The 17,499-nt window shown below is 33.5% G+C and carries 12 protein-coding genes; 5 read left to right on the top strand and 7 right to left on the bottom strand.

Features of this window, described 5'->3' with window-relative positions; translation table 11 throughout:
- Positions 1–110: 110 nt before the first annotated feature.
- On the bottom strand, positions 111–1,802 hold the full coding sequence (gene ilvD / locus SOM12_RS19865) for a dihydroxy-acid dehydratase (protein WP_320495066.1): 1,692 nt from the start codon (positions 1,800–1,802) through the stop codon (positions 111–113).
- 55 nt (positions 1,803–1,857) lie between these two features.
- Positions 1,858–2,427, bottom strand: a complete 570-nt coding sequence (locus tag SOM12_RS19860) for a Crp/Fnr family transcriptional regulator (protein ID WP_095927519.1) — start codon at positions 2,425–2,427, stop codon at positions 1,858–1,860.
- A 246-nt stretch (positions 2,428–2,673) separates the two neighbouring features.
- On the opposite strand from SOM12_RS19860, the gene SOM12_RS19855 reads away from it, so the two are divergent.
- Together SOM12_RS19855 and SOM12_RS19850 are read left to right on the top strand one after the other, a co-directional pair.
- Positions 2,674–3,486: an AraC family transcriptional regulator gene (locus SOM12_RS19855; protein WP_320495065.1), complete on the top strand. Its 813-nt coding sequence runs from the start codon at positions 2,674–2,676 to the stop codon at positions 3,484–3,486.
- Between the two features lie 79 nt (positions 3,487–3,565).
- Positions 3,566–4,177, top strand: a complete 612-nt coding sequence (locus SOM12_RS19850; RefSeq protein ID WP_320495064.1) for a DUF417 family protein — start codon at positions 3,566–3,568, stop codon at positions 4,175–4,177.
- A gap of 397 nt (positions 4,178–4,574) precedes the next feature.
- Here the strand turns inward: SOM12_RS19850 and SOM12_RS19845 are convergent, their stop codons facing one another.
- From SOM12_RS19845 to SOM12_RS19825, 5 genes are all read right to left on the bottom strand, one after another.
- Complete coding sequence (locus tag SOM12_RS19845) at positions 4,575–6,992, bottom strand: ABC transporter permease (RefSeq protein ID WP_320495063.1); 2,418 nt, start codon at positions 6,990–6,992, stop codon at positions 4,575–4,577.
- Positions 6,993–7,171: 179 nt separating this feature from the next.
- Positions 7,172–9,583 (bottom strand): ABC transporter permease, encoded by a 2,412-nt coding sequence (locus SOM12_RS19840; RefSeq protein WP_320495062.1) that lies wholly within the window; start codon positions 9,581–9,583, stop codon positions 7,172–7,174.
- 1 nt (position 9,584) lies between these two features.
- On the bottom strand, positions 9,585–11,996 hold the full coding sequence (locus SOM12_RS19835) for an ABC transporter permease (protein ID WP_320495061.1): 2,412 nt from the start codon (positions 11,994–11,996) through the stop codon (positions 9,585–9,587).
- A gap of 3 nt (positions 11,997–11,999) precedes the next feature.
- Positions 12,000–12,710, bottom strand: coding sequence for an ABC transporter ATP-binding protein (locus tag SOM12_RS19830; protein ID WP_320495060.1), 711 nt, complete (start codon positions 12,708–12,710; stop codon positions 12,000–12,002).
- Between the two features lie 31 nt (positions 12,711–12,741).
- Entirely contained in the window at positions 12,742–13,860 is a 1,119-nt protein-coding gene (locus SOM12_RS19825) for a hypothetical protein (RefSeq protein WP_320495059.1), read from the bottom strand.
- A 241-nt stretch (positions 13,861–14,101) separates the two neighbouring features.
- Here SOM12_RS19825 and SOM12_RS19820 point away from each other — a divergent pair, with 241 nt between their 5' ends.
- The 3 genes from SOM12_RS19820 to SOM12_RS19810 all read left to right on the top strand — a co-directional run bounded on the left by SOM12_RS19820 (position 14,102) and on the right by SOM12_RS19810 (position 17,494).
- Complete coding sequence (locus SOM12_RS19820; RefSeq protein WP_320495058.1) at positions 14,102–15,451, top strand: sigma-54 dependent transcriptional regulator; 1,350 nt, start codon at positions 14,102–14,104, stop codon at positions 15,449–15,451.
- Between the two features lie 2 nt (positions 15,452–15,453).
- On the top strand, positions 15,454–16,788 hold the full coding sequence (locus SOM12_RS19815) for a sensor histidine kinase (RefSeq protein WP_320495057.1): 1,335 nt from the start codon (positions 15,454–15,456) through the stop codon (positions 16,786–16,788).
- Between the two features lie 109 nt (positions 16,789–16,897).
- Positions 16,898–17,494: a biliverdin-producing heme oxygenase gene (locus SOM12_RS19810; protein ID WP_320495056.1), complete on the top strand. Its 597-nt coding sequence runs from the start codon at positions 16,898–16,900 to the stop codon at positions 17,492–17,494.
- Positions 17,495–17,499: the final 5 nt, after the last annotated feature.

Below are 17,499 nucleotides of genomic sequence, written 5' to 3'. Positions count from 1 at the left end.
GAATATAGTATGAAACCAGCTTTTAATAATTAGATTATTCAACCTTAAATGTCCCAGAAAGGCTAATTTTCTGGGACATTTTTGGTTCTATTTCTTTAGAAAATTAAAATTTAATCTAAATCGGTTTTTAATACAGCTCCCGTACTGGCATTGGTCACTAAAGCTCGGTATTGTGAAAGCCATTTAGAATTTAAAGGTTTTTTCAATGGTTTGAAATTGGCTTTTCTTGCTGCGATTTCTTCATCACTTAAATTAACAGACAAAATATACTGATCTACATCAATATGAATTTCGTCTCCATCTTTAACCAGACCAATCATTCCGCCTTCTGCCGCTTCTGGAGAAACGTGTCCTATAGAAGCGCCTCTGGTTGCACCGCTGAATCTTCCGTCTGTAATCAAGGCTACAGAACTTCCAAGTCCCATACCCATAATCAAACTGGTTGGCGAAAGCATTTCCTGCATTCCCGGTCCGCCTTTTGGGCCTTCATAACGAATAACTACTACGTTTCCTGCTTTTACTTTTCCCATCATAATTCCGGCAATTGCTTCGGCCTGACCGTCAAAACAAACCGCTTTACCTGTAAACACGCGGTCTCCTGTTAGTCCTGCTGTTTTAATAACAGCACCTTGTTCTGCGAGATTTCCATACAAAATAGCCAATCCGCCCACTTTGCTGTACGGATTATCAATGGTATGAATGATAGTGGTATCTTTAATTTCGGCATTCGCAATTTTTTCCAATAATGTTTCGCCTCCAATCGTAAGATTATCAATTAAAACACCCGAGCCTCTTTTGTTTATTTCTTTCATAACTGCATTTACACCGCCAGCTCTATTGATATCTTCCATATGAACGGTGCTTAAACTTGGCGAAATCTTGGCAATATGGGCAACATTTCCAGAAATGGTATTAATGTCTTGCAGTTTAAAATCGACATTGGCTTCGTTGGCAATTGCAAGCATGTGTAAAACGGTATTGGTACTTCCGCCCATTGCCATATCTACCGCAAAGGCATTACGAACGGCATTTTCGTTTAAGATATTTTTCAATTTGAATTTCTCTATTAAATGCTGATCTTTAGCAATGTCACAGATTCTCCTTGCTGCTTCGCGATACAATTGTTCGCGTTCTGGTGTCTGAGCCAAAATAGTTCCGTTTCCAGGCAGTGCAATTCCCATTGCTTCCATCAAGGTATTCATAGAATTTGCGGTAAACATTCCAGAACAGCTTCCTCCGCTCGGGCAGGCGTTACATTCAATATCGTACAACTCTTCGTCAGAGATTTTTCCAGCTTCGTGTTTTCCAACCGCTTCAAATGCTGTTGCTAAGTCAATTGCTGTTCCGTTTTTAGTGTAACCTTTAGACATTGGTCCACCGCTTACAAAAATAGTCGGAACATCAACGCGTAAAGCGCCCATGATCATTCCTGGAACAATTTTGTCACAGTTTGGAATTGCGATCATGGCATCCAATTTATGCGCATTCATTACGCTTTCTATAGAGTTGGCGATAATTTCACGACTCGGAAGCGAGTACAGCATTCCGTCGTGTCCCATTGCAATTCCGTCATCAATTCCAATTGTATTGAATTCAAAAGGAACGCAGCCATTGGCTCGAATTTCTTCTTTGATAATTTCAGATACTTTATTTAAGAAAAAATGTCCCGGAATAATTTCGATAAACGAATTGGCCACTCCGATAAAAGGTTTGCTGAAATCTTCGTTTTTCAAGCCCGTAGCTCGCAATAAGGATCTGTGAGGAGTTCGTTGAACGCCTTTTTTTACTTCATCACTTCTCATGATAGAAAATGTTTTTTAATGTTGTTTTTTTGTCTTTTGATAGTTAACAGATTGTTTAGATCTGTGATTTTATCCTGCTTAATGTTTCTGGCGAAATATTAAGATATGCGGCAAGATTGGCATTGGACAATCTCTGAATAAGTTCTGGGTTGTTTTTAAGAAGGTTTCGATACCGTTCGGCAGCATTTTGTGTCAACAAACTGCTAAGTTTTGAAGTAATAACCGTTAGACCATATTCTAGAATATAGATATACATTTTGTCCCATTGCGGAATGGTGTTGCGAAGATGAAAAAAATCGTCATAAGAAATTGCCAAAAGCTCCGAAGCTTCTACAGCTTCAATATATTCTGTACTTGGTTCTCTAGAAATAAAACTAACAATTGAAGTTAGAAAAGTACCTTCAAAAGCCATAAAACGAGTCGTGATATTATGATCTTCGGTGCTGTAATACAATCGCAGGCAACCTTTTTTTATAAAATAGATTTTATCTGCCACGTTTCCACTTTTAAGCAGCGGTTCATTCTTTTTTACTTGTATTAATTTAAAGCGGGAAAGAATGGTGTTAAGGTCATCGTTTTCCAGTTGTAATCTGCTTTGAATTAAGGTCTCAAGTTCACTCATCATTTCTCAAAAATTAATCATTTCCAAAAATAAAGCTAATAAGGGAGAAAAACATTGACGAATGTCAAAATCGGTTTAAGAATGAATATAAATAAAACTTTACGCCTTAATGAGCAATTTTTCGATGGATGGAAAAAGAGACTTAAAGTATAATCTCGAAAAGCCGCTAATGCGCAAAGTTTTGAAGTTTTAATCTCCTCAAATCTGCAGAATCTGCGTGAAACAAAAACAAATCTGTAATTTAGTAAAATGAAAATCGAACTGAAACAATCTTCTTTTCTTGAAAAGGGAATCAACGAGCCGTATTACAACATTTTAATGTTTGATGGAAAAGCGGCTTTTTCTGTTGATTTAACCGATTACGAATGCCAAGGAAAATGCCTTTTATTTTTAACGCCATATCAGTTATTGCAATGGAAAAGTTCGACTGCATCTTTCATAAATGTTCTCAGTTTTCATGGCGATTTTTACTGTATTGAATACCATAAAAAAGAAGTGGCCTGCAACGGAATTTTATTCAATGATATTTATAGCGAACCTTTTGTGACGGTTTCTGATTTTATTTATGAAGAAATCACGAGCATTATGGAAAGAATGAAAAGGGTAGAAGACTCTAAACTCGATTATGATAATTCGATTCTAAAATCGTATTTACAGGTTATTCTCGCCTTGAGCAGCAAAGAAAAACAGCTCAAAATGTCACCACAGATTCAGGAATCTATTGGAAATGCTGATATTTTGAAATTTCAGCATTTGTTAGACACTCATTTTCTTGAAGCCAAAGAAGTCGCTTTTTATGCTTCTAAGTACAATTTAAGTGTGAATACTTTCAGTAAAAGAATCAAAAAGCATTTCGGAAAATCGCCTTCTCAGCTTATTCAGGACCGAATTGTTTTGGAAGCCAAGAAACAACTGCATTTAACAACGAAGACGATAAAAGAAATTGCAGACGATCTTAATTTTGAAGACGAATTTTATTTCAGCCGATATTTCAAGAAAAGTGTGGGCATTTCGCCTAAAGAATTCCGAAAAGAAGTTGGCATTTCTATCGTGGCAAAATAGTCCATGAAAACTCCTTTTAGTCCATTTTTATCCAGATAGCAGTATAGTAATTTTGGTATGTATTTAAAACAGAATCAAAATGGAAAAATTTATACGATTTATTGCTGGTGGACAAAACAACTTTATTCACTTTTTAAGAATTGCCATATTTGTTGTAATGGCTTGGATTGGCGGATTAAAAGCTTTTAAATATGAAGCTGACGGAATTGTTCCGCTAGTTGCCAATAGTCCGTTTATGAGTTTCTTTTATAAAGATGCCAATAAACAAGTTGTGAATGAGGATGGTAAAACCGTCAAAGCCTATACACTTTACAAAAACGCTGAAGGTAAAACTGTGGAGAAAAACATTAAATGGCACGAAACCAACGGAACCTATATTTTCTCTTACGGATTAGGAACTGTTATTGTGACCATTGGCTTGTTGGTGCTTTTGGGAATTTGGTATCCTAAAATCGGCTTTCTGGGTGGACTTCTAACGTTCGTAATGGCATTTGTAACCTTATCGTTTTTAATTACAACACCCGAAGTTTACGTTCCGAATTTGGGCGGAGATTTTCCAACACCAGAATTTGGTTTTCCGTATCTTTCTGTCGGAGGCCGTCTGGTTCTCAAAGACATTATCATGATGAGCGGCGGATTGATTGTAGCTTCAGACAATGCAAAGGAAATTTTAAAACGATTTTACGCTTGATCAAAATAAAAAAAGCTGGGCAAGGGCTCAGACTTGCACAGCTTTTTGCAAAAACTCAAAACTAATTATTCGTATTTTAAATACGTAAGCACATTAATAGAAAGCGTGCTTTGCGGGATTAGTTTCACGCAGATTTTACAGATTCTAGCAGATTTTTTAAAATCTAAAAAACATCTGCCTAATCTGCTTAAATCTTATCAAATCTGCGTGAAATAAAAAAACTTAAAACTAATTATTCGTATTTTAAATATTTAAACACATTAATGCAAAGCGTGCTTTGTGGATTAGTTTCACGCAGATTTTACAGATTTTAGCAGATTTTTAAAATCTAAAAAACATCTGCCTAATCTGCTTAAATCTTATCAAATCTGCGTGAAATAAAAAAACTCAAAACTAATTATTCATATTTTAAATATTTCAGGACATCTACTTTTGTTGCCTGATAGGCTTTTGCTAAAACTATGCATAAGGTTAGAAATAATAAAAGCAAAAAGGAAAGTAGAAACGGCAGCATCGGAATTTCGATTCTAAAAGCAAAATTATTCAGCCATTTCTGCAATAAAACATAGGCAGGAAATACGGCAATAAGAAAACCTATTGCACAGTAAACTACATATTGTTTAGACAGTTCTTTTAATAAGATATTGGTTTCTGCGCCCAAAGTTTTTCGAATCGCAATTTCTTTCATTCTTCTTTGAATGGAATAAGATGCTAAAGCAAATAATCCAAAAAGGGCAATAAGAATCACAATTACATTGAGTAGAGAAAACAGATTTTTCTGCTTTACATAAGACTCGTAGGTTCTAGCATATTCCTTATCGACAAAATCATATTTAAATGGATATTCTGTGTCGATTTTTGACCATAATTTTTCTATGCTTGCAATGGTATTTTCGGAGTCATCCATTTTTAATTTAATGAAAACTTTGTTGATGTCACGCGCCATTCCTAAAGTCTTTAAATGAAAAAAGGAGATGGGAGGCACTTGCATTTCTGGACTTAATAAATTAAAATCTTTTACAATACCAATGATTCGTAATTTTTGTCCTCGTATGATCAATTCTTTACCAATTGGGTCTTTAATATTCATCTGTTTTAAAGCACTTTCATTTATGATAACCGAATTGATAGTGTCAGAAGCTAGTTTTCGATCAAAATTTCTCCCTTTTACCATTTTAATATTGAGCATCTCCAACATGCCATAATCTAATGCAATTGTTCGTTCTTTAAAAAGTTCATCATTATAGAGAACGGGATTGATAAAATTATCAGAACCGTCAAAAGCAATAAGACCAGTCGAAATTTCCTGAACACCTTTTATTTTACTGAGCTGTTGTTTTATGAGACTGTATTTGCTGTAAATATTTTTTTCTACATTTTGGTTTTCATATTCTCCTGGCGGAAAATTTAATGCTACAGAAATGACCTGATCTCCTTTAAAACCAAGATCTTTATTTTGTAAATACCTGATTTGTTCATAAACAATATAGGAACCAATTATAAAGAAAGCAGCAATTGCAAATTGAAAAATCAGCATTCCATTGCGCAACCAGATTCCGTTTTTGCTTCTTCCAAAATTTCCTTTTAAAACTTTCAAAGTTTCAAAATTGGCTACGTAAATAGATGGAAGTAAGCCAGCTGTAAATACTGTAATTATAAAAATTAGAATTAATTGCCAGTAAAATTGATTGCCCAATAGAATGAGATTTTTGTTTAAGAAATTGTTGTAAAACGGCAAGGCTATTTCTACAATAACTAAAGCCAATAGAATTGAAAATGAAGTTATTAAAACTGTTTCAAAAAGGAATTGATAGATAATATTTGTTTTGGAAGCGCCTGTAATTTTTCTCACGCCAACTTCTTTAGCTCTTTTTACAGCATTTGCGGTAGCGAGATTAATATAATTAATAATTGATAAAATGAGAATCAAAATGGATAAACCCATCATAATCATTAAAAATTGATAATTGCCTCTGCCTTCAGGATAACCGTCTGTTATTGACTGTAATCTGGCTTTCGAAAGCGGTTCTATTACGACATTAAAATATCCTACTTTCTTTCCCATGTCTTCAAACGTAAAGCCTTCTTGTTTTGCTAAGCGTTTGATGAAATCGTAATTATAGATTCGTTCCAGTTTTTTTCTTGTAATTTCAACTTTTGACGGATCTTTAACTTTTAGCAATAATTTAAAAACAAACGGATTTATTACAGAGTAATCCATCTCTTTCTCAATTGTATTGATTATAACATTTGGCGCGATCGATGAGTTTCCCGGAATTCGATAAACTGCGCGAACAGAAAATACTTGATTAAAGCATTCAATTTGTTTTCCAATTGGATTTTCGTTTCCAAAGATTCTTTTTGCAATATTATCTGAAATCGCAATGCTAGAATCGTCTTTAATGGACGAAACAGCATTTCCTTTTATGATTTCAAAAGGAAAAAAGGAAAAAAAGTTGCGTTGTACATTAATAATTTTATCTACAAATTCTTTCTTTCCTTTGTAAACAATTTTATCTTTTTGATACCAATCTTCCCCATACATTGCGGTTTCAATATTTGGATCTGCATCCAAAGCTGGTTTCAAAAATAAAGCACATTCTGACCAAGATGTCATGCCACTTAATTGCACTAAAACCTGATACACCTTATCTTTTTCTGGATTCCAAGAATTGTAGTTTTGTTCGTCGTTCCAATACAAAAGCGCGAAAATTAAGCCTGAAATTCCTATTGATAATCCGAGAATATTGAGGGCAGTAAAAAGCTTACTGTGTTTGATTTGATAGATAAATGTATTGATCCAGTTCTTTAGCATTTTGTTGGTGTTTTTATGGTTGGGTGGTTAGTTTCATATAGATTTGCTTCGCCTGTTTGCTATCACTCGGGTTGCCGATTCTAGCAGATTGTTTTTAATCAAAAAATAGTCTGCTAGAATCTGTCAAAACCCTATTAACCAGGTAACTATGGGAAGTGTGAAATAAAAAAGCAAATGAGTTACTCGTATTTTAAATATTTCAGCACATCTACTTTGGTTACTTGATAGGCTTTTGCTAAAACAATTGTAAGGGTTAGAAACAACAGTGATACAAAAGCAAAGAAAAACGGCAGAGGCGGAATAGTAATTCTAAAGGCAAAATTTTCAAGCCATTTTTCTAGCAGTAAATATGCTGGAACCATTCCGATTAAGAAACCTATTACACAGTAAAGCACATACTGTTTGGACAGTTCTTTCAGCAAAATAGTGGTATCTGCGCCGAGCGTTTTTCTAATTGCAATTTCACGCTGTCTTCTTTCCATTGAAAAAGAGGCTAGAGAGAATAATCCGAAAACGGCAATTAAGATTACGATGATATTTAGCAAACCAAATAAATCTCTCTGATTCTCGTATTTTTTGTAGGTTCGAGCATAATTTTTATCTACAAAATTGTATTCAAAAGGATATTCAGAGTCTATTTTTTGTATCCATAATTTGTTGATTCCTGCGATGGTTTCCTTCATGTTGTCTGGTGAAACTTTGACAAAAATATGGCGTATATCGTCTTTGACTCCGTTGATTTTTGTGACATAAAAAAACATCATTGGACCAATTTGGCTTTCCATTCCGAAGTAATTAAAATCATTTACAATTCCGACTACTTTTACTTTTTGATCTCTCCATACGAGTGTTTTATTCAAAGGGTCTTTTTCGAGAAGTAGTTTTGCGGCAGTTTCATTTAACAAAACAGATGAAATACTGTCGGATGAAAAAACAGGATTTAATTTTCGACCTTTTAATATTTTCACACCCAGCATATCGAGCATTTCAAAATCCATTGCCATTTCTTGTATCAAAAAAGGAGGGATGTTTTTGTAACTCGCACTTGACCAGGAATTTTCTTGAGTTCCCATGGCAAATAAAGCTGTAGAAACCGCTTCTACACCGTTTATTTTACCAATCTCTTGTTTAATTCTTTTATAGCGTTCATATTGTGTTACATCTTTTTTTGGTTTAAAAGTAATGTCTAAAACCTGAGCTCCTTGAAAACCAAGATCTTTCTCAGCCATAAAATTAACTTGTTTGTACACAATAAAAGATCCGATAATGAAAAAAGCAGCTACCGCAAATTGCAAAACCAACATTCCGTTACGGAGCCAGATTCCTCTTTTACTGCGAGAAAAATTGCCTTTTAAAACTTTTAAAGCTTCAAAATTTGAAACATAAACCGCAGGTAGAACTCCAGAAGCTACAATTACAAGTAAAGTGATTAAAATTAATTGAATGTAAAACTGAGAACCAATTAAAACCAGATCTTTATCAAGAAAAGAATTGTAAACAGGAAGCGAAATTTCGACAATTACCAAAGCTAATAGAACTGAAAAAATGGTAGTTAAAGCGGTTTCAAAGATAAATTGCGATACAATTTGTCCTTTTTTTGCGCCAGTAATTTTTCTAACACCAATTTCTTTTGCTCTTTTTATGGCGTTTGCCGTAGCGAGATTAATGTAATTTACAATTGAAAGCGATAAAATCAAAATAGATAATCCCATTAAAATAATAATGTACTGCAGTTTTCCGCCTTCTTCAGGAAAAGGAAAATTGCCTTTGTACATTCGTGCTTCAGACAGCGGAAGCAAACTTGATTTTACAGGTTCTCCATACTTTTTTATAAACTCAGCAATTGGTAAACCTTCTTGTTTTGCATACACTTTGGTGCAATTATCAAAGAAAAGCTGATTGATCGTTTTTATTACTCCTGGAGTTGCTTTGGGATTTTTTATTTTAAGGACAAGTCCGTAATGATAGCTCCATTCGTTTTTTGTTCTTTTTAAATCGTCTTCAATTAAGGTAGTAATGGCATTTGGCATTACCGAAGATTTTTGTGATAGTTTATAGACGCCTCTAACGGTAAAAATCTGTCCTTCATACTTTACCAGTTTTTCTAACGGGTTTTCATTTCCAAATAATCGCACGGCAGTTTCCTCAGATAAAGCAATACTGTTTCTGTCTTGAAGAGCTGTTTTCGCGTTTCCATACATAAATTGAAAAGGAAAAAAGGAGAAAAAATTACTTTGAGCCGTAAAAATTTTGCTGATCATTTCCTTTTTGCCATTATACGAAATAACATCTCTCGCATAATCGCCATAGAAATAACAGTAACTGTCTAAATCTGTAGAAACAGCTTTTAGCATTGGCCCTGTCGTTGCAGCGTTTGATGTCCAGACATTATTATTGCCAATGTCATTTAAGACCGAATAAACTTGATCTTTTTCGGGATTCCACTGATCGTAAGAATGCTCGTCGTTCCAATAGAGAATGGCAAAAATTAAAGTGGCCATTCCTATTGATAATCCTAATATATTCAAAATCGAAAACAGTTTGTTGTTTTTGATCTGATAAATAAATGTGTTAATCCAATTTTTAAGCATCTTACTCGTATTTTAAGTATTTTAAAACATCCACTTTTGTTACTTGATAGGCTTTTACTAAAACTATTGTCAGTGTAAGGAAAAGCAAAGACACAAAAGCAAGAAAAAAGGGTAGAAGAGTGATATCTATTCGGAATGGGAAATTTTTAAGCCATTTCTGCAGTAATAAATAAGCAGGAACAATTCCGATTAAGAAACCAATTATACAGAAGATCACGTATTGTTTAGACAATTCTTTCAGTAAAATATTGGTTTCAGCGCCAAGTGTTTTTCTTATTGCAATTTCTTTTAATCTTCTTTCCATAGAAAAAGAAGCTAGGGCAAACAGCCCGAAAACGGCAATTAGAATTACAACAACATTCAATAAAGCAAATAAGTTTCTTTGATCTTGGTATTTTTTATAAGTGCGCGCAAAATTTTTGTCTACAAAACTATATTCAAAAGGATATTCGGCATCTACATTTTTGACCCAGAAATTCTTTAGCGAAGCAATAGTCTGATCCATATTTCTAGGAGAAACCTTTACTGTAATAGATTCGATGTTTCTCTGTGTCCATTTTTGGGCATTGATATGAAAGAAGATCATCGGACTAATTTCTTTATCAAGACCAGAACAATGGAAGTTCTTTACAACTCCGACCACTTTATATTTTTCGCCCTGCCAATCGATGATTTTGTCCACAGGATTTTTTTCGTTCATTGTTTTAGCTGCCACTTCGTTCAGTAAAACATTAGAAATCGTATCAGAAACTAGTTTATCGGTCAGGAATCTTCCTTTTAGCAGTTTAACGCCTAACATTTCCAGCATTCCAAAATCTGAACCCAATTGCTGAATGATAACTTCCGGATTATTTTTATAATGCAAACCGCCTCTGGAGCTCCAATCACTTCCAATAGAAAAAGCAGCCGCAGAAACCGCTTCAACACCTTGAATTTTCTTCAGTTCTTGTTTTATGCTTACGTATCGCTCAAATTGACCTTTGTCTTTTTGTTCCCTAAAAGAGATATTCATTAACTGTGATCCATTAAAGCCTAAATCTTTTTCTACCATAAATTGAACTTGCTGATACACAACAATAGAACCGATGATAAAGAAAACAGCAATCGAAAATTGTAAAACAAGCATGGCATTTCTAAGCCATAAACCATTTTTGCTGTGCGAAAAATTTCCTTTTAGAACATTCAAAACCTCAAAATTTGAAATATAAACCGCAGGAAAAACGCCGCTTACAATAACCACAAGGATAAAGATTACAACAAGCTGAAGATAAAACTGAGATCCCGCAAGAACCAATTCTTTGTTTAAAAACTGATTGTAAAATGGCAGAGAAACTTCGACAATTACGAGTGCCAATAATAAAGCAAAAAGCATGGTCAAAGCAGTTTCAAATACAAATTGAAGCACAATCTGTCTTTTTGTAGCACCAATAATTTTTCTCACACCCACTTCTTTTGCACGTTTTATAGCATTAGCGGTAGCTAAATTGATATAATTGACAATTGACAGCAATAAAATGACAATAGATAATCCCATTAAGATTCGTAAAAACTGAAGGCTTCCTGTTCCTTCTGGAAATGGATAGCTTTCATTGTGGAGCCTAGAATTTTCAAATGGAACTACTATGGTTTTCAAAGGTTCTCCGTATGTTTTTATAAATAGTTCAAGCGTCATGCCTTCATTTCGTGCCTGTCTTTTATAATTTTTTTCTAAGAATATTTCATCTAGCGCTTTTTTTACCAGTGGAGCGTCATTCTTTTTTTTCAGTTTTAGCATTAAACCATAATTGAAGCCCCAATGATCTTTATTTCTTTCAAGACTTTCTTCAATGCTGTTAGTAACCACGTCAGGCATGACAACCGATTTTCCAGGTATTTTATAAACACCACGAACTATATAGGTTCTGTCATCATATTTTACCTGTTTTCCGATTGGATTTTCATTCTTAAAAAATTTAAAAGCAGTTTCTTCAGAAAATACAATGCTTTGAGGTTCTTGAAGCACAGTATTCGGATTGCCGTATTTGAATTGATATGGAAAAAAAGAAAAGAAACTCTTTTGTGCAGAAAAAATCTTATCTACAATTTCTGTTTTGCCATTATATTGAATCGTCTCCTTTGAGTAATAATCAGTAAAATAGCAATAATTTTCTACATATGGAGTAGACGATTTTAGAAGTGGCGCTGTAATAGCAGAGTTTGTAGCAAAAATATTTCCTTTTCTCACATTATTCATAACAATAAATGTTTTATCCTTCGACGGATTCCATTTATCATACGAATATTCGTCGTTCCAGTACAGCGTTGCAAAGATTAGTCCTGCAATTCCGATACTTAAACCAAGAATATTTAAGATGCTGAAAAGCTTGTTATGCTTTAATTGATATATAAATATATTAATCCAATTCTTTAGCATAAACTAGTTGTTAGCAGTTACCAAAACGTCCACATTTCTATGATTTACTTTTTCAGAAAGGATTTCGCCATCTTTCATTAAAATAGTTCTTTGCGAAAAAGAAGCATCGTAATCGGAGTGTGTTACCATCAAGATTGTCGAACCGCTGGCATGAAGATCGGTTAGTAATTCCATAACCTCATTTCCGTTTCTGCTGTCTAGATTTCCTGTTGGCTCATCGGCTAGAATAATTTTCGGATTATTGATTAAAGCTCTCGCTACGGCTACACGCTGTTGCTGTCCGCCCGAAAGTTGCTGTGGAAAATGTTTCAATCTGTGCGCGATTCCCAAAATTTTCGCCATCTCGTTTACGCGTGATTTTCTTTCGGCAGATGGAACATTGTTATAAATTAAAGGCAATTCGATATTATCGAAAACAGATAATTCATCAATTAAATTGAAATTCTGGAAAATGAATCCGATGTTTTCTTTTCGGGCTTGCGCTCTAGATTTTTCCTTCAAACCTACCATTTCCTGATCAAGAAGTTTATAACTTCCGCTAGAAGCACTGTCTAGCAATCCAATAATGTTTAATAAAGTCGATTTTCCACTTCCAGACGGCCCCATAATCGATACAAAATCGCCTTGATTGATAGTTAACGAAATTTCACTTAATGCTTTGGTTTCTAATTCCTCAGTTCTAAATACTTTTGAAAGTTTGGTAATTGTAATCATAATTTGACTGTTTTAATTTTTGATTGATTGATTATTTGATTTTTTTTAATTGCATTTTGATTGTGTCTTTATACAATACCATATTCCACTGCATAGAATTGCTGTCGAAATTATTAATTTGAACAGGAATTGTATCGGGATTCTGCAAGTTTCTTTCATACGAAATCACTTTAAAGGTATTTTTTATATTATCAAATCGATATTTCATGAATATTGATGCGCTGTCGACATACATATTTGGATTTGGACAGAAAAAAATCTTCTCTCTTTCTTCAATATAAATGGTTTTCCATGCAGAACTATCTTTTTCCCATGCATTGTCAGGGATTATTTTGCCATTGCGCGATATGCTTTCAACTTTCCATTTTCCAAAATATCTTTTAGAAAGCTGAACTTTATGGCTGTAATAAAGTACAAATAAACAGGGTATTATTATACAAAAGGCTCTTGCAGAATTACGCAATGCTTTATTTTTTACTATAGAATAATCTTTTGAAGAATGATTAAATAAAGCAATTATGTTTTCTTTATACTGCCATAATAAATAAGCTAAACCTAGCATAATTATTATTGAGGTTAAGCAAGTAATGGGACCAATATTATAAAATAGATTAATCAGTAAAATATTGAACATTACTGGCATAAGCATTACTAATCCGAGTAAAATAGATCGTCTGAATAATAATGCGATACCTCCCGCAATTTGCAATATGGCAACTATTATCGAAAGTCCATAAGAATAACCATAGTATTTCCAAGTAAGTTCTTGACCTGTAAGGGTACTTGCCAAAGAATCATTTATGTGATAAGAAAATGAAAAGTTAACGTCGATAATCTTTTCAAAACCAAAAATGCAAACATGAAAGGCAATCCAAAATCGTAATAATTCAATAAGTAGAGTCTTGTATTTTTCGGAATTTATGTTATTGTTTTTTTCTTTATAATTCCAATAGAATGAAAATAGAAACGAAAATAAAATGGCAGCTAATAAACTCAACATTCCTGCTGCATTTATAAATTTTGTGAGATTATATGGGAGAATAGGTAATATCACAAAAAGTAAGGCATTTACTCCGCCTACGATTGAGAGGAAACTTAAATAAAATTTTGATAACCAATTAGATTGAATTGTTAAATGATTGGACGTCATGAAAGATAGTGGTTTTAGTTGTTTTATTTTTTAGGTTTTAAAATATTTACAATGTGTAATCGCTATTTATTTTGTTATTTTTACTTCCGAAAGGGGTTAATAATTAGTGATTTACAAGTTCTAATGTGATTTTCGTGCCAGTAAATTAAACATTGTAAACACCTTGTTTTTAAGGGATTATTTTTCAATAAAAATTTAAACTGTCCATAAGTGGACACCTTTCGTCCAAAACTGAACAATAATGAAAAAGACCAACGCATCTATTTTAATCATCGACGATCAGGAAGACATTCTTTTTGCATCAAAAGTCTATCTGAAAAAGTATTTTGAAAACATTTATACCCTCAATAATCCAAAAAATATTGTCGAATTATTGGCAAAAAATGCCATTGATGTTGTCCTTTTAGATATGAATTATAGATTAGGATTTGAAGATGGAAGGGAAGGTTTGTATTTATTAAAAGAAATAAAAACGCTTTCGCCTAAAACAGTGGTAATTCTAATGACGGCTTTCGGAAAAGTAGAAACGGCTGTTGAAGGTTTAAAATCGGGTGCTTTTGATTATATCTTGAAACCTTGGGAAAATAAAAAGCTTTTAGAATCGGTAAAGCAAGCTGTAGATAAAGCCCGAAAAGAACAGAAGAAAACTAAAGAGGTTGAGATAAAAGAGGACTTTTTTGTTGGCAGTTCTGAAATTATAAAAAAGGCTTATTCGCTGGCAGATAAAGTCGCAAAAACCGATGCTAATGTTTTGATTCTAGGTGAAAACGGAACAGGAAAATTTGTTCTAGCACATCATATTCATACCCAATCTGAAAGAAAAAATCAGCCTTTTGTTGCAGTTGATTTGGGGTCTTTAAATTCGAATATTTTCGAAAGCGAATTATTTGGTTATGCCAAAGGCGCTTTTACCGATGCTAAAACGGATACAGCGGGACGTTTTGAAATGGCGCAAAACGGAACCATTTTTTTGGATGAAATAGGAAATGTACCACTTCATTTGCAATCAAAATTGCTTCAAGTCATTCAGACAAAAACCGTAACAAGGTTGGGAGAAACGAAAGCAAGACCTTTGAATGTTAGAATTATTACAGCAACCAATTTGAACTTAAAACTAGAAGTTGCCGATAAAAACTTCCGTGAAGACTTGTATTATCGCATAAATACGATGGAAATTGTTTTGCCTCCGCTAAGGGAAAGGCACGAAGATAAGATTCCGCTTGCCGAATATCTTTTGGATAAAATGATTGAAAAATATAACCGTGACGAAATTACTTTTGATAAAAAAGTCTTGGAACAGATTGAAAAACACGCATGGAATGGAAACATTCGAGAAATGGAAAATAAGATTGAACGTGCAGTTATTCTTTGCGAAAATAACACCATAACGGTTTCTGATCTCGATTTAGAAACGATAACGCCTTACGAGGAAAACTCAGATGATATTCAGCTTTCGTCGGTTGAAAAAGCAACGGTTGAAAAAGCACTTCTCAAAAACAACAACAATATCAGCAAAACGGCCGAAGAACTGGGCTTGTCAAGAGGTGCATTGTACAGACGTTTGGAGAAATTTAATATCAATATCGATTAATTATGTTAAGGACTTTACAAACTTACAAACTCCTTTTTCTGCGATTAATTTTTATCGTGATCGGAATTGAATTGTCGCTCTATTTCTTTAGAATTGGTTTGCTTTTTACAGGAATTTTTGGCCTTTGCATGGTTTTTCTGTTGGGCAGAGAAATGTATTTTTATGTTAGAAATATGGTCTTGATTTATAACAAAACCATTTCTTCGATATTGCAGGATGATTTTAGTTCTGATTTTTCTAAGCATAAATTCAACAGTACTTATAATGAGCTGTTCACTTTGTATGAAACCTTAAAAAACAAACAAAATGAGCAAGTTACAAGAGATATTATTTACCGTTCGATTTTAAACAACATAGAATCGGGTGTTATTATTTTGCAGAAACAAGAAAAAGATTGGAGTATTTTTTTGATGAACGATTATTTTTCGAGTCATTTTAATGTCCCGAAAGTTTCGAAATGGAGATATCTTAAAAATCAGCTGCCGTCTTTGTGTGAAATAATCGAAGAAGATGATTTTCACGAAATTAAAACTTCAATCGAGATTAGTATAAATGAACAAAGCAAACAGACCTTTGTTTTGCAAGCTTCACGAACTGAAATTTTCGAACAGGATTATTTTATTGTTTTGCTAGATTCGATTCAGAATGTGGTAGAGAAAAAAGAAAAAGATGCGTGGATTAATTTGATGAAAGTGATTTCACATGAATTGCTAAATTCTATAACGCCAATTCGTTCGATTTGCCAGAATTTGGAGGATTTAGTAGAGCAAGATTCGCTTTCGACAGAAGACTTAGAAGACATAAAAAACAGTGTGCAGACGATGCTGAGACGAAGCGATCATTTACAGAAATTTGTTGAGGGGTATAGAAAACTGGCCATGCTTCCTTCGCCTAAAAAAGAAAAAACAGAATTGCAGTATCTGGTTGACAATTGTATTCAGACTATGAATCCCTTGTTTAAGAAAAATAATATCGAAGTAACCAATGCCGTTGCCCAAAACATTTTGATCAATGTCGATTCTCAACAGATAGAACAAGTGATAATCAATTTATTGACCAATTCGATTAATGCTTTAGAAAACAGCAGTCTGAAGCAAATTTCGATTTCGGCGGAAGCCAAAAACAATCGTGTTTTTATAAAAGTTTCAGACTCTGGAAAAGGAATCGAAAAAGAAATTGAAGAAAAGATATTTCTTCCGTTTTTCACCACCCGAACCGAAGGAGCAGGAATCGGACTTACTTTGTCTAAAAATATTATTGAGGCGCACGGCGGTTATATTTCGTATAAAAGCGAAAACAATAGCACTGTTTTTGAGATTTCTTTGGTTGAAGATTAACAGAACAACGTTTAAAAAGTGTTTTTAAAATTCGGCTAATTTTTTTTGTTTAAATTTGTGAAAGAGGAGTTGCCAAATTGACTCTTATAAATAAAATAATACTAAATTAATGAGTACAAATCCAACTTCTGCAATAGCTTCTAGTTTTCTTAATGATCTAAAAACACGAACTGCTGATTCTCATAAAAAATTAGAAGAACTTCCTGTTTCAAAGTCCATTATGTCGCCAGACATGAAAATTGAGGAATATGCGAAATACTTAAATTTGATGCATGATGTTCATCAAGATACAGAGGAAACTATTTTTCCTTTGTTTGCTAACCTGACTGACGATTTAGAACAAAGAAGAAAAAAACAGCTTATAGAAGCAGATCTTTCATTTTTAAATTACGAATTGACTCCTTCAGAGAAAGTTTTTAAGATCGAAGAAATTTCAGTTCCTTTTGCACTTGGTATTTTATATGTGGTTGAAGGTTCCACACTGGGCGGAAGATTTATTTTAAAAAATGTTTCAAAAGTACCGCAACTTTCAGTAGATAAAGGCGTTTCTTATTTTAATGGTTATGGAGAAAAAACAGGAAGTTTCTGGAAATCTTTCTTGAATTTTCTTTCTGAATACGAACAAGAAAATAATTGTGGAGATAGTATTATAGAAGGAGCTGTATTTGCTTTTGATAGTATTTATAATCACTTTGAGAGCAAATAAAAAGA

The sequence above is a fragment of the Flavobacterium sp. CFBP9031 genome, from assembly GCF_034044945.1.
In the GTDB taxonomy this organism is placed as follows: Bacteria; Bacteroidota; Bacteroidia; order Flavobacteriales; family Flavobacteriaceae; genus Flavobacterium.
Note: the sequence above shows the minus strand (reverse complement) of the source record. Positions and strands in the feature narration are given on the sequence as shown.